Below are 13,755 nucleotides of genomic sequence, written 5' to 3' on the forward strand. Positions count from 1 at the left end.
ACCGTTGTTCAGTTGAGCATCAGTACCACTGCGTCGCCCGCCTCGGCAGCCGCGCCGTAGAACGCGGTCAGCTCGCCGTAGGCCTGGGCCAGACGCTCGGCGTCGGTCTCGACGGCGTGCTCGCCCGGGTCCGGGCACACCTCCTCGTCGCAGACGTGGGCGGCGTCGGCGAGCGGCGCCAGGGTGTCGAACGAGGTGCCGACCAGAAACGCTGCGGCCTTCTCCACGTCCTCCGGGCTCAGGTAGCGCACCGGCGTGATCCCGTCGGCGGGGCCGAGCTCAGCACCGCCCTGCACCGGGTCGACGGGCATCTCACCATGCACCCGCAGCACCGTGTGCAGCGGACCCCAGACGGTCCCGATGCTGAAGTACCTCGCCTCCTTTGCCGGAAGGTCCATCTGCACCCATTCACCGGCGAGCTCGTCGATGTGCTCGAGTGCCCAGGTCAGATCGGACCGTGCCTTGTCGAAGTCGTCGGCGGCAAGCCGCGCGTACTCACAATGAATCATCCCCATGGCCCGTGACCGTACCGATAATGCGTTTCCGTGTGTATGGGCAAAACGGACACATTCTCGCGCAACATTTTCCCATACACGGTAAATCGGAAATTCCATCCGGACGGCTGCCCGTTCTGGGGTTTTAGTCCCCGGGAACTGGCCGAGAGTTCATACCGAATTCACGCGCGGAATCGGTGCGAGATTCAGTGCAGCCGTCGATCGTCTCCCGACATGCTCGCGAGTGCCTCGGTCGGCGTGCCGTCGTCGCGCCAGCGCAGCGTCGCGGCGACGCCGTCCATGAGCTCGACGGAGCCTTCGGGCGCGAACGTCAGGCCTGCGTCCTGCCCCACCGCCGCGCGCACGAGTGCCACCGACGCGGGCAGCTCCTCCATCCGCTCCGTCACGCCCACCGCCTCGAGGTCGGACCGGGACCCCGCGATGTGCATCGGATCCGGCCCGATCCAGAGCTTGCGACCGTTCATGGGCGAGCTGCCGGTTCCGTACTCCTCCGCGAGGACCAGCTCCTTGACCTGGCCGCGGGCGAGCACCGCCACGACGTCGTCCACCGACGTCACGGCGTTCGACTCACGGCCGAGCTCCTGCCGGAGCTCCGCCAGGACGCGCTCGCGACGCCGCTCCCGGTACGAGTCGAGCGCCTCGCCGACCCGTTCTGCGAACGCACCCTCGTGCACGCCCCCGCCGCTGCGCCCGCCGCCCGACACCTCGACCACCTTCTCGGTCGTCGGCGACGTCAGCGCCGCACGCGCGAGCGGCACCGCGCGCTTGTCACCCGTGAGCAGCACCAGCTCCGGCCTCGTGTCGGCCACCTGACGCTCGATCTCGGCCGCGACGGCGGCCGCGTTGCGGTCCCACGAGTCCTCCGCGCGGGACTCGATGCGCGCACGCTTGACCTCGTTCGACCCGGACTTCTCGATCTCGTCGTGCGGGGCCTGGAACGTGCTGTGCACCTTGCCGCTCTGCCCCGCCCGGAGAAAGTCGGCACCCTGACGGTCGACGGCCACCTTGAGCAGCTCCACCGACTCGTCGGCGGCGAGCGCCGCCTGCAGCAGTGCGGGCACCGGGGCCCACGAGCTCGCCGTATCGGTCGGCGGGTTGTTCACCACGCGGTCGACCAGCACGCCCGTGCCGTCTGCGATGACGACCCGGCCGTGCGGTCCCGGGACCCTGGTGGGCCGCAGCACCACGTCTTCGATGGCGTCCAGCACGCCGGTCGGCGCACCTTGCTGCGCCAGGTCCTTGCGCGCCGCGTTCCAGCGGCCTTCGACGTCACGTTCGGCGGCCTGCTCGGACGGCGTCGCGTCCAGGTGCAGTGTCGCAAAGGGGCCCTGATGGCCGAGGAGGGGTTTGAGCCAGTCGATCTTCATTCGAACCTCCGCGTCTCCCGCCGAGGTCGAAGGGATGCCGTACCGCACGACCCCGCCCCGGCGTTCCCTCCAGGAAACGACGGATCACGGGCGCGCGCCACCCCCACGCCGGAATTACCTGTGACCTCCACACCAAATACGCGCCACCTGACGTCGACCTCATACCCGAGCAAGGCAAAGCCGCGTCATGTGGTGGTCACCTTCAAGCGTAGGTATCCACCTCAGGGAGGTTCTCGCCCTTGTGCCGCGCGGCGATCAGCTCGTGGTGGCGGATCACTTCGCTCACGATGAACTGGCGGAACTGCACGGCAAACTCTGGGTCAAGACCCGACTCCTCGGCGATGGAGGTGAGCCGGGCGATCTGCTGCCGGTCGCGGGACGGGTCCGCCGGGGGAAGACCGCCGACCGCCTTGAGCTCCCCGACCCGCCGCGTCATCTTGAACCGCTCGGCGAGCAGATGCACGAGTGCCGCGTCGATGTTGTCGATGCTCCCACGGAGCCGGATGATCTCGGACGGCACCGGAGCGCTGGTCGGTTCGTTGTCAGACACAGGAAAAGGCTAACCGGCCTCCGGCGCCAGCGACGAAGACTGTCCACAGAGGCAGTTCCGGCCTGCGACATAGATCGGCTACAGTCACCCGAGCAGGCACGCAACTTGGTGAAGGCCCAGAACTCTGGCTTCACCTCTTCAAGACTTCAACGGAGAGCAGAAGATGACACTCGCCACGTCGCCGGCCTTGGTGGAGGTGCCCGAGAGCACCAGCATCAACACGATCCTCGCGGACCGCGTGGCCCGCTCCGGGGACGAGGCACTCATCGAGCGGCGTGACACGCCCGACAGCACGTGGACAGCGGTGTCGGCGCGCCAGTTCGAGGACGAGGTCCTCGCTGTCGCTCGCGGTCTCGTGGCCCGTGGCATCGAGGCAGGCGACCGCGTCGCGATCATGTCACGCACCCGGTACGAGTGGACGCTGCTCGACTTCGCCATCTGGGCCGCCGGTGCCGTGGCCGTGCCGGTCTACGAGACCTCGTCGGCCGAGCAGGTCCAGTGGATCCTGTCCGACGCGGACGTCCGCCTCGTCGTCGTCGAGTCCCGCGCGCACGCCGACACCGTCGCCGGCGTGCGTCCCAGCCTGCCCCGGCTCGAGGACATCCTCCTCATCGACGACGCGGCGATCCTCGACCTGCGCAAGGCAGGCACCAACCTCTCCGCCGGCATCGTGGCCGAACGTCGTGACGCCGTCCGGCGCGACGACCTGGCGACCATCATCTACACCTCCGGCTCCACCGGCCGGCCCAAGGGCGTCGAGCTCACGCACGGCAACTTCGCGCACCTGACGATGAACGCCGCCGTCGGCATCCCGGAGCTGCTGCGGGCAGAGAACGCCCGCACGCTCCTGTTCCTGCCGCTCGCGCACGTGTTCGCACGCTTCGTCGAGGTCGCGACCATCGCCGGCGACGCGGTGCTGGGGCACGCCCCCGACATCAAGAACCTCGTCGGCGACCTCGGCTCGTTCCGGCCGACGTACCTCCTGGCCGTGCCGCGCGTGTTCGAGAAGGTCTACAACAGCGCGGAGCAGAAGGCGTCGTCGCCCCTCAAGGCGAGGATCTTCAGCTGGTCGGCCCTGGTCGCGGAGAGCTACTCGCGAGCCATGGACGTGCCGGCAGGCCCCGGGCGCGCGCTCAAGGTCCAGCACGCGATCGCCGACAAGCTGGTCTTCAGCAAGCTCAAGGCCACCATGGGCGGCCAGCTGAGGTGGGCGGTCTCCGGCGGCGCGCCGCTCGGTGAACGCCTCGGCCACTTCTTCCGCGGCGCGTGCGTCACCATCCTCGAGGGCTACGGCCTCACGGAGACCACCGCCCCGACCGCGGTCAACCTGCCGGGCCAGATCGTGATCGGCTCCGTGGGCCCGGCGTTCTTCGGCACGGACATCCAGATCGCCGACGACGGCGAGGTGCTGCTGCGCGGCCCGCACATCTTCCGGGGCTACCGCAACCAGCCGGAGCTGACCGCCGAGGCCTTCGCCAACGGCTGGTTCCGCACCGGCGACCTCGGCCGCGTCGACGAGCACGGCCACCTGCACATCACGGGCCGCAAGAAGGAGATCATCGTGACCGCCGGCGGCAAGAACGTCGCCCCGGCTGTGCTCGAGGACCGCCTGCGTGCCCACCCGATCGTCAGCCAGGTCGTCGCCGTCGGGGACCAGCGACCGTTCATCGGCGCCATCGTCACCCTCGACGCCGAGATGCTGCCCGGCTGGTGTGCGGCGAACGGGCTGCCGAAGCTGTCGGTGGACGAGGCGCGCGTCCACAAGCGGGTCCTGGCCGAGCTCGACAAGGCGGTCGCCCACGCGAACGAGGCGGTCTCCAAGGCGGAGTCCATCCGGAAGATCGTCGTGCTCGACATCGACTTCACCGAGGCGAACGGCTACCTCACTCCGTCGATCAAGGTGAAGCGCTCGAAGGTGATCGCCGACTTCGCCGACGTCGTCGACGCCATGTACACGACCAGGACGCCGAACGCCCGCGTGGCCACGACCCCCTGACGGGAGGGCCTCGGAAGGTCGGTAGAAGGTCAGGTGGTCGGTACCCCGGGGTACCGACCACCTGACCTTCTACCGACCTTCCGCGAGCCCACGCTCCGCGGCGGCTACGCGCTCTTCTCGCGGGGCTGGCGGCCGCGCACCGGGTTCTTGCGCGGGACGACCGTCGGGTTCACGTTGTCCAGGACCACGTCGCGGGTGATGACCACGCGCTCGACGTCGTCACGGCTCGGCACGTCGAACATGACCTGCTGGAGCACCTCTTCGAGGATGGCCCGCAGCCCGCGTGCGCCGGTTCCGCGGAGCAGGGCCTGCTCAGCGATGGCGCCGACGGCGGGCTCGTCGAACTCGAGCTCCACCCCGTCGATCTCGAACATGCGCTTGTACTGCTTCACGAGCGCGTTCTTGGGCTCGGTGAGGATCCGGACCAGCGCGTCGCGGTCCAGCGGCGAGACCGAGGCGATGACGGGCAGGCGGCCGATGAACTCGGGGATCAGGCCATACTTCTGCAGGTCCTCGGGCCGCACCTCTGCGAACAGGTCCTCGTCGACCGCGATGGACTCCATCGGGGCGCTGAACCCGATGCCACGCTTGCGGGAGCGGGCGGCGACGATGTCGTCCAGCCCTGCGAACGCACCGGCCACGATGAACAGGACGTTCGTGGTGTCGATCTGGATGAACTCCTGATGCGGATGCTTGCGCCCGCCCTGCGGCGGCACCGAGGCTGTGGTGCCCTCGATGATCTTCAGGAGCGCCTGCTGCACGCCCTCGCCGGACACGTCCCGCGTGATCGACGGGTTCTCGGCCTTGCGGGCCACCTTGTCGACCTCGTCGATGTAGATGATGCCCGTCTCGGCCTTCTTGACGTCGTAGTCGGCGGCCTGGATGAGCTTGAGCAGGATGTTCTCGACGTCCTCGCCCACGTAGCCTGCCTCGGTGAGGGCTGTCGCGTCGGCGATGGCGAAGGGCACGTTGAGCATCTTCGCGAGCGTCTGTGCGAGGTAGGTCTTGCCCGTGCCCGTCGGGCCGATGAGCAGGATGTTGGACTTCGCGATCTCGACCGGGTCCTGGTCGTCCGGGCTGATCGACCGGCCGGCCTCGCCCGCCTGGATGCGCTTGTAGTGGTTGTAGACGGCAACGGCCAGGGCGCGCTTGGCCGGGTCCTGGCCGATGATGTACTGCTCGAGGAAGTCGAAGATCTCGCGCGGCTTGGGCAGCTCGGTCAGCCCGAGCTCCGCAGCCTCACCGAGCTCTTCCTCGATGATCTCGTTGCACAGCTCGATGCACTCGTCACAGATGTACACGCCCGGCCCGGCGATCAGCTTCTTTACCTGCTTCTGCGATTTACCGCAGAAGTTGCACTTCAGCAGTTCCGCGCCGTCACCGATTCGCACCACTACCTGTCTCCTCGCCTTGTGCACCCTCACGGAGTCCCGCACAGGCCGGCTGACCCAGCAGATCCGCAACGTCGAGCGGTCTTAAGATCCATTCCACACCACGGGTGGCCTGTTGTCAGCCTGGCGGCCCGGCGGGTCGCACGACCGACTTTCACCGCTTCATGACAATTTTGCCATGTTCTGCGCAGCGTGTCCCACCATGCCCGACGCCGGGGCCCGTCGTCCACCGGTATTGGTGGCGTGCCCCGGCGTCGGAGGCGGTCGTGACCGAACCGACCGGAGAGGTCAGCGCGTCACGACCGTGACGGGCTTGCGCGACTGGAGCACCTCGTCGATCAGGCCGTAGTCCTTGGCCTGAGCCGCGGTCAGGATCTTGTCCCGCTCGATGTCGTCGCGCACCTGCTCCGGCGACTTGCCGGAGTGCGTCGCGAGCGTCAGCTCGAGCCACTCCCGCATGCGGATGAGCTCGTTCGCGTGGATCTCGATGTCTGAGGCCTGCGCGTAGCCGCCGCCCTCCATCGCGGGCTGGTGGATCAGCACGCGGGAGTTCGGCAGTGCGAGGCGCTTGCCCGGCTGGCCGGCGGCGAGCAGGACCGCGGCGGCCGAGGCCGCCTGGCCCAGGCAGACGGTCTGGATCTGCGGCTTGATGAACTGCATGGTGTCGTACAGCGCCGTCATGGCCGTGAACGAGCCACCGGGCGAGTTGATGTACAGCACCACGTCGCGGTCCGGGTCCTGGGTCTCCAGGACCAGCAGCTGCGCCATGACGTCGTCGGCGGACGCGTCGTCGACCTGGACACCCAGGAAGATGATCCGGTCCTCGAACAGCTTGGTGTACGGGTCCTGGCGCTTGAAGCCGTACGGGGTGCGCTCCTCGAACTGGGGAAGCACGTAGCGGGCGGACGGCATGGCGCCGGCGGTAGCGAAAGGCAGCCCCGCGCCCGAACGGGCGCGTGCGCCGGCAAGGCGCTCTGCGGCTGCGACGAACTGGGCTTCAGGACTCACGATGGTCTCCTCGTCGATCAGGTCTTGATGAGTTTCCGGGCGGTCAGCTGGCCATGCCGCCGCCGCCGGCCAGCGCGGCACTCTCGACGACGTGGTCGACGAAGCCGTACTCCAGCGCCTCGGAGGCCGTGAACCAGTTGTCGCGATCGTTGTCCTTGATGATCTTCTCGATCGGCTGCCCGGTCTGCTCGGACGTCAGCTCGGCGAGCACCTTCTTCATGTGCATGATGAGCTGCGCGCCGATCCGCACGTCGGTGGCGGTCCCGCCGACACCGCCCGACGGCTGGTGCATCAGCACGCGGGCGTGCGGCGTGATGTACCGCTTGCCCTTCGTGCCGGAGGACAGCAGGAACTGCCCCATGGAGGCGGCCATGCCCATCGCGACGGTCGCCACGTCCGGCTTGATGAACTGCATGGTGTCGTAGATCGCCATGCCGGCCGTGATGGAGCCGCCGGGCGAGTTGATGTACAGCCAGATGTCCTTGTCGGGGTCCTCGGCCGCGAGAAGCATCATCTGGGCGCTGATCGCGTTCGCGTTCTCGTCGCGGACCTCCGACCCCAGCCAGATGATGCGCTCCTTGAGCAGCCGGTTGTAGATGGAGTCGTTGAGCCCGAAGCCAGCACCCTCCGCCCGTGCTACCGGCCCAGCATCCATCCGCAGCAGATCGTTCACGTCCATCTCCTCGGTTCTGACTCTCGTCTTTGGACCACGTCCTACGACGTCGTGTCGCTCGACCCTAACGTGCCCCCGCCCGCCGGAACTCCTGATTCGGAGCCCGTTTCGCCTACAGCGCATCGGTGCTGCCCACAGCGAAGTCGGGGGGAACGCGGACGGCGGTCCGCACCCTCTGCGCGAGGGTACGGACCGCCGTCCGGCGTCGTGCTTCAGCCCTCTCGGGCCGGGCGCGCGTCAGGCCTTCGCGGGCTCCGGCGACTCCGGTGCGGAGCCCTCGGCGTCCTCGGTCACCTCGGCGTCCTCGGTCACCTCGGCGTCAGCGGCCTCCTGGGCCTGCGCCATGGCGTCGTTCAGGGCAGCCTGGGCGTCGTCGGTCTCCTCCGAGCCGATGAACTCGCTCAGGTCGACGACGTTGCCGTCGGAGTCCTTGACCTCGATCTGGCGCAGCGCGACCGCCAGCGCCTTGGAGCGGGCGACCTCACCGACCATCGCGGGGATCTGGCCTCCCTGCTCGAGGGTCTGGATGAACTCGCTCGGCTCCATGCCGTACTGCTGCGACGCGCTCACCAGGTACTCGACGAGCTCGCCCTGGCTCACCTGCACCTTGAGCTTCTCGGCGAGGGTGTCGAGCAGGATCTGGTTCTTGATCGCCTTGGTGGCGTCGACCGTGACCTCTGCGCGGTGCTCGTCGTCCTCCAGGCGGCTCTCGGACTCGAGGTGACGGTGCACCTCGGCCTGGACCACGCCGGTCGGCACGGGGACCTCGACGGTCTCGAGCAGCTTCTCCATGAGCGCGTCACGGGCGGTGACGGCCTGGTTGGAGGTCTTGATGCCGGCGACCTGCGTGGTGAGGTCGGCCTTGAGCTCCTCCAGCGTGTCGAACTCCGAGGCGAGCTGGGCGAAGTCGTCGTCCACCTCGGGGAGGTCACGCTGCTTGACCGAGGTGGCGGTGACGGTGACGTCCGCCTCCTTGCCCTCGTGGTCGCCGCCGGCCAGCGGCGCCTTGAACGTGGTGGTCTCGCCGGCGGAAAGGCCGGTCAGTGCCTCGTCCAGGCCCTCGAGCATGTTGCCGGAGCCGATCTGGTACGAGACGCCGGACACGGAGTCGACCTCCTCGTCGCCGATGAGGGCCTTGAGGTCGATGACGATGTAGTCGCCCTCGACGGCCGGGCGGTCCACGCCCACCAGGGTGCCGAAACGCTCCCGCAGAGCGTCCATCCGCTCGGTGATGTCATCGGCGGTGACCTCGGTCGACTCGACGGTCAGGTCGACGTCGGACAGCTCGGGCAGCTCGATCTCCGGCCGCACCTCGACCTCGGCCGTGAACTTCAGCTGGCCCTCGCCGGCCTTGGCCGGGACGTCGGTCACGTCGATCTCGGGCTGGGCGAGCGGACGCAGGTCGGTCTCGCCGAGCGCGTCACGGTAGAAACCGGAGAGGCCGTCGTTCACGGCGTGCTCGATCACGGCGCCCCAGCCGACCCGCTGCTCGATGATGCGCGGGGGCACCTTGCCCTTGCGGAAGCCGGGAACGTTCACCTGCTCCGCGATGTGCTCGTAGGCGTGATCGATGCTCGGCTTGAGCTCGTCGTAGTCCACCTCGACGGTCAGCTTGACCTTGGTGGGCTCCAGGGTCTCGACGGCGCTCTTCACTTCGATGGTCTCCAGAATGTCGGGGGTGCGCGCACGCCGGCGTACTGCGTCCCGGGGTGGCGCGGGGATGCTCAACTCTGCTGCAGCTGCTCGCGCGAGGCGATGTGCGCCAGGCGCACGGGCAACCCGTCAATGGTACGCCCCACGACCACAGGTGCCGAATGCAAGCCGGTGGCGTGCCGCACACCCAGCCTCGCACGCCAGCGGGCGTTCCGCGTCCGTCACCGCCCCATCCCGGCAGTGAGTCCCGCGACGATCTGGCGTGTCGCGACCAGGAACAGGAGCACCAGCGGCAGCGTGGCGATGACCAGACCGGCGAACAGCGTGGACCACGACGTCTGATACTCCCCGAAGAACGTGGTCAGGCCGACCGGCAGCGTGTACAGGTCGCGGTCCCGCACGAGGATCAGCGGGTAGAAGAAGTCGTTCCAGATGGGCACGAAGCGGAAGACCACCACCGTGGCGACCGCCGGCCGCACGAGCGGCAGCAGGACCGACCAGAAGGTGCGCAGCGGTCCGGCACCGTCGATCCGGGCGGCGTCCTCCAGCTCGTCAGGGAGCTGACGCAGGAACGTGGCCAGGACGAACACGGAGAACGGGATCGACACGGCCGAGTAGACCAGGATCAGACCGGTCCGGGTCGAGGCCAGCCCGATTGTGTCGAGCAGGTAGAAGATCGGCACGATCATGAGGAACACGGGCATCATCAGGCCCGACACGAAGACCTGCTCGATGACGCCCATGAGCCGCGACCGGGACCGCGCGAGCGCGTACGCCGCCAGCAGCGACACCGCGGTGGACAGGGCGACCGACGCCGTGGTGACCAGGACCGAGTTGAGGAAGTAGGTGGAGAACGACGCCTCGACCCACGCCTCGCGGTAGGCGTCGAACGACGGGCTGACCGGCAGGCCGAGCGGCTCGGCCACGAGCTCCTGATCGGTCCGGAACGAGTTCCAGACCATGATCAGCAGCGGCACCAGCGCGACCACGGCGTAGCCCGACAGCACGACGTTCACGCCCACCCGTCTCACGTCAGCCTCCGCTCGACGCGGCGGAACCACCGGGTGAACAGCACCGACACGCCCACGATCACGACGAACAGCACGATCGCCACGGCGGACGAGACACCTATCGCGTTGGAGGCCCCCGAGCCGAAGGCCGTGCGGTAGAAGAGGAGCGACATGACGTCGGTCGCGCCGGCCGGGCTGCCGTTGGACCCGCCGAGGGCGTACGGGATGGGGAACGCCTCCATGGAGAAGATGAACGTCAGCACGCTCACCGTGCCGATCACCGGCAGGAGCATGGGCAGGGTGACGTGCCAGAACCGCTGGCGAGAGGTGGCGCCGTCGAGCATCGCGGCCTCCTCCATCGTGGGGTCCAGCGACCCGAGCGCGGCGCCGTAGACCAGGAGCGGGAACCCGACCCACTGCCAGGCGGTCACCAGGACCACCACCCACAGGGCGGTGTCGGGGTCGCCCAGCCAGGGCTGGGCCACGGACTCCAGGCCGACGGCGCGCAGCACCGCGTTCACCGGACCGAACAGCGGCGACAGGAGCAGCGACCACAGGTAGCCGACGACGAGCGGCGAGACCAGGTACGGCATCGTGTACAGCACCTGGAACAGGCGGCGCAGGCGCTCCCGCTTGTGCAGCGCGTACGCCAGCAGCAGGCCCACCGAGTTCTGCACGACCATCGCGCCGGCGAACAGGAGCGCGTTGTGCGCGAACGCCCGCGGCAGCTGGCTGCGGTACGGCTCGGTGGTCAGCAGCGTGACGAAGTTGTCCAGCCCCACGAACGCGTCCTGCGCGGTCCCGCGCCAGGAGAACAACGAGTAGGTCAGCGCCGTCGCCATCGGATAGAGCACGAAGACGGCGAACAGCGTGGCGGCGGGCAGCAGGAAGAGCAGTGCGACGGGCGTGGGCAGCGCCGCCGTACGACGGCGGGTCACTCGCCCGGCGTCCACCAGGCCGACAGGCCGTCCTGGATGATCTGCGCAGCGCCCTCGGCGGAGGTGTCGCCGAGGAACAGCTTCTGCCCCGCCTCGCCCATGAGGTCGGTGCCGACGGGGTCGCCGTAGCGGTAGTCCACGAGCAGCAGGTAGGGCGCGGGGTTCTCCTGGTACAGGTCCCACATCTCCTGCTGGAGCGGGTCGGAGAACTCGACGCCTGGGATCGGCGAGAACTGCTTGAGCTCGTCGGCGACCAGCTGCCCGAACTCCGGCGTCGCCAGCCAGTTCAGCAGCGTCTCCGCCTCCTCGGGGTGCTCGGTGGTGGCCGAGAGGCCCCAGCTGCCGTCGGCATACCCGGCGGTGACGGGATGGTCGAGGGCCGAACCGGGCGGCGGCGGCACCTGGAAGACGCCGAGGTCGAGGTCCGGGTTGGCCTCCTGGAAGAACGCCTGCTCGTACGAGCCGCCGGCGAACATCGCCGCCTGCTCGGAGGTGAACAGCACCTGCGCGTCCGTGTACGCCACGCCGGTCACGTCCTCTGGCATGTACTTCTGCAGGTCCTTGAGCGTCTGGACGGAGTCGACGTACGCGGGGTCGGTGAAGTCGGTCTCGCCGTCGCGCAGGGCCTGCTGGAAGTCGGCGCCGCCGTACTGGGCGGCCGTGAGGGCGTCGTGCACGGTGGGCACGAACCACCCGTCGCGCGCACCGACGGCCAGCGGCGTCACGTCCGTCTCCAGGAGGGTGTCGTTGAGGGCAATGAAGTCGTCCCAGGTCTCGGGCTCCTCCAGACCGTGCTCCTCGAAGATCGCCGTGTTGTAGTAGACCTGGATCGTCTGGGACGCGAGCGGCACGCCGTAGACCGCACCGTCCTCGCGGCCGCGAGCGCCGTCGAGCAGCGCGTCGTCGAAGTCACCGAGCGCGGGGACGAGGTCCTCCAGCGGCTCCAGGTTGCCGCCCTCGACGAGCGGCTGGAGCAGGCCGTAGGACCGCACCTGGGCGATGTCGGGCCCGTCGGAGCCGGTCAGGCCGGTGCGCAGGATCTGGTCGTACTCGGTGTTGAGGTGGGCCTGGAAGGTCACCGTGGTGCACGGGTTGGCCTCCTCGAAGACGTCGAAGATCTGCTCGTACGTCTTGACGTCCTCGGTGCGCCAGGACCACACGTCGAGACCGACCGCCTCGCCGTCGCACCCCTCCCTCGCTGCCGCGCCGGGCTCCGGGCTGCCCGAGGACGGCGCGCAGGCCGCGAGCGTCAGCGTCACGAGGGCTGTGGTGACTGCTGCGAGGGTGGTTCGGCGGTTCATGCGCCGGACGTTTCCTCTCCGCGGTCAGGGTGTCAAGCATTTGCGCTGAATCGACATGTCGTGTCCGCACCGGAAATTGGTGCCATCGTGGCTGAGTCCGTGCCAGAATTCCCCCGCTACCGGCTTGTTCGACCTTCTCTTCCACTGCCTTGACGACGACGTCAAACCCCTGGAGACCTGTATGTCGCACCGTGCTCGCGTGTTTCTCGCTGCCACCGCCGTGACCGTCACGCTCGCCGCCTGTTCGTCGGGGGGCACCGGTGACGGCGGCGGCAGCCTCGTCGGCGAGGGCACCGGCGCCGACTGCACGATCGGGTCGCCCGTGCCGGTGGGCGCGGCGCTCAGCCTCACGGGCGCGGCCGCGAGCTACGGGGAGTCGCAGCGACAAGGCCTCGAGCTGGCCGCCGAGCAGCTGAACGCGCGGGGCGGTGTCGAGTACGAGCTGACGGTCGAGGACGACCAGACGGACCCCCGGCAGGGCATCGCCGTGTTCGAGCAGCTCACCGCGGACGACGGCGTGAGCGTGATCATCGGTCCCACTCTCTCCAACGGCGGCTTCCAGGCGCAGCCGATCGCGCAGGAGGAGGGTGTTCCGGTGCTCGCGATCTCGAACACCGCCGACGGGATCACCGAGCAGGGCGACTACATCTTCCGTGACTCGCTGACCGAGGCCCAGGTGATCCCCCAGACTGTCGCGAAGGCCAAGGAGGTCTACGGGGCCCAGAGCGCCGTCGTGATGTACAGCAACGACGACGCCTTCACGGAGGCCGGCTACGAGGTGTTCGCGCAGGCGCTGGACGCCGAGGGCATCGAGGTCGCCGAGACCCTCGAGTTCTCCACGGCCGACACCGACTTCCGTGCCCTGCTCACCGAGGCGAAGGCCGCCGACGCGGACCTGCTGGTGGTCTCCGGCCTCATCGAGGCGGCGATCCCGCTGGTCACGCAGGCGCGCGAGCTCGGCATCGACGTGCCGATCGTCGGCGGCAACGGCTTCAACAACCCCCAGCTGATGGCCGACGCCGGGGACGCCGCCGAGGGTGTGGTCGTCGGCGCCGCGTGGAACTCGGCGTCGGACAACCCGGAGAACACGGCGTTCCTCGCCGACTTCGAGGAGAAGCACGGGTCGCAGCCCGACCAGTTCGCGGCCCAGGCCTTCGCGGGTCTCATGCTGATCGACACCGCCGTGCGGGCCTCGTGCTCGGGCGAGCGGGACGCGATCAAGGACGGCCTCGGCACGATCGACGGCGTGCCGTCGGTGCTGGGCGAGCTGACCATCAACGACGCACGGGACGCCGAGCACGAGGCAGTGGTGCAGATCGTCGAAGACGGCACGTTCACCGTGCTCGACTGAGC

At 68.8% G+C, this 13,755-nt stretch carries 12 protein-coding genes; 2 read left to right on the forward strand and 10 right to left on the reverse strand.

Annotated elements, in window-relative coordinates; genetic code table 11:
- Positions 1 to 8 precede the first annotated feature (8 nt).
- The 3 genes from APR04_RS09835 to APR04_RS09845 form a co-directional block, all read right to left on the reverse strand.
- Positions 9 to 515, reverse strand: coding sequence for a DUF1877 family protein (locus tag APR04_RS09835; RefSeq protein ID WP_253869583.1), 507 nt, complete (start codon positions 513 to 515; stop codon positions 9 to 11).
- Between the two features lie 185 nt (positions 516 to 700).
- Positions 701 to 1,882 carry a baeRF2 domain-containing protein gene (locus APR04_RS09840; RefSeq protein ID WP_253869584.1) on the reverse strand — a complete coding sequence of 394 codons (1,182 nt, stop codon included), beginning with the start codon at positions 1,880 to 1,882 and terminating at the stop codon, positions 701 to 703.
- A gap of 202 nt (positions 1,883 to 2,084) precedes the next feature.
- Positions 2,085 to 2,432 (reverse strand): chorismate mutase, encoded by a 348-nt coding sequence (locus tag APR04_RS09845; RefSeq protein ID WP_253869586.1) that lies wholly within the window; start codon positions 2,430 to 2,432, stop codon positions 2,085 to 2,087.
- Between the two features lie 163 nt (positions 2,433 to 2,595).
- Between APR04_RS09845 and APR04_RS09850 the strand changes: the two genes are divergently transcribed.
- Positions 2,596 to 4,428, forward strand: coding sequence for an AMP-dependent synthetase/ligase (locus APR04_RS09850; protein ID WP_253869588.1), 1,833 nt, complete (start codon positions 2,596 to 2,598; stop codon positions 4,426 to 4,428).
- Between the two features lie 104 nt (positions 4,429 to 4,532).
- Here APR04_RS09850 and clpX read toward each other — a convergent pair whose 3' ends face one another.
- From clpX to APR04_RS09885, 7 genes are all read right to left on the reverse strand, one after another.
- Entirely contained in the window at positions 4,533 to 5,822 is a 1,290-nt protein-coding gene (clpX, locus tag APR04_RS09855) for an ATP-dependent Clp protease ATP-binding subunit ClpX (RefSeq protein WP_253869590.1), read from the reverse strand.
- 285 nt (positions 5,823 to 6,107) lie between these two features.
- Positions 6,108 to 6,827, reverse strand: a complete 720-nt coding sequence (locus APR04_RS09860) for an ATP-dependent Clp protease proteolytic subunit (RefSeq protein WP_308292337.1) — start codon at positions 6,825 to 6,827, stop codon at positions 6,108 to 6,110.
- A gap of 43 nt (positions 6,828 to 6,870) precedes the next feature.
- Positions 6,871 to 7,506, reverse strand: coding sequence for an ATP-dependent Clp protease proteolytic subunit (locus APR04_RS09865; protein ID WP_301312289.1), 636 nt, complete (start codon positions 7,504 to 7,506; stop codon positions 6,871 to 6,873).
- Between the two features lie 231 nt (positions 7,507 to 7,737).
- Entirely contained in the window at positions 7,738 to 9,153 is a 1,416-nt protein-coding gene (gene tig, locus APR04_RS09870; protein WP_253869726.1) for a trigger factor, read from the reverse strand.
- Between the two features lie 221 nt (positions 9,154 to 9,374).
- The gene (locus APR04_RS09875) at positions 9,375 to 10,184 is read right to left on the reverse strand and encodes a carbohydrate ABC transporter permease (protein WP_253869592.1); all 810 of its coding nucleotides are present in this window, start codon (positions 10,182 to 10,184) and stop codon (positions 9,375 to 9,377) included.
- A complete protein-coding gene (locus APR04_RS09880) occupies positions 10,181 to 11,101 on the reverse strand; it encodes a carbohydrate ABC transporter permease (RefSeq protein WP_253869594.1) in 921 nt (306 codons plus the stop codon). The genes APR04_RS09875 and APR04_RS09880 overlap by 4 nt, the downstream gene beginning before the upstream one ends.
- Positions 11,098 to 12,402, reverse strand: a complete 1,305-nt coding sequence (locus APR04_RS09885) for an ABC transporter substrate-binding protein (protein ID WP_253869596.1) — start codon at positions 12,400 to 12,402, stop codon at positions 11,098 to 11,100. Before APR04_RS09885 ends, APR04_RS09880 begins: the two co-directional genes overlap by 4 nt.
- 199 nt (positions 12,403 to 12,601) lie before the next feature.
- Between APR04_RS09885 and APR04_RS09890 the strand changes: the two genes are divergently transcribed.
- The gene (locus APR04_RS09890) at positions 12,602 to 13,753 is read left to right on the forward strand and encodes an ABC transporter substrate-binding protein (protein WP_253869599.1); all 1,152 of its coding nucleotides are present in this window, start codon (positions 12,602 to 12,604) and stop codon (positions 13,751 to 13,753) included.
- Positions 13,754 to 13,755: the final 2 nt, after the last annotated feature.

Source organism: Promicromonospora umidemergens, from assembly GCF_024171995.1.
Classification (GTDB): Bacteria; Actinomycetota; Actinomycetes; order Actinomycetales; family Cellulomonadaceae; genus Promicromonospora; species Promicromonospora umidemergens.

What these genes read in the sequence shown, in the direction of transcription:
- APR04_RS09835 (WP_253869583.1), bottom strand. Translation starts at nt 515, where the DNA reads ATGGGGATGATTCATTGTGAGTACGCGCGGCTTGCCGCCGACGACTTC.
- APR04_RS09840 (WP_253869584.1), bottom strand. Translation starts at nt 1,882, where the DNA reads ATGAAGATCGACTGGCTCAAACCCCTCCTCGGCCATCAGGGCCCCTTT.
- APR04_RS09850 (WP_253869588.1), top strand. Translation starts at nt 2,596, where the DNA reads ATGACACTCGCCACGTCGCCGGCCTTGGTGGAGGTGCCCGAGAGCACC.
- APR04_RS09865 (WP_301312289.1), bottom strand. Translation starts at nt 7,506, where the DNA reads ATGGACGTGAACGATCTGCTGCGGATGGATGCTGGGCCGGTAGCACGG.
- APR04_RS09885 (WP_253869596.1), bottom strand. Translation starts at nt 12,402, where the DNA reads ATGAACCGCCGAACCACCCTCGCAGCAGTCACCACAGCCCTCGTGACG.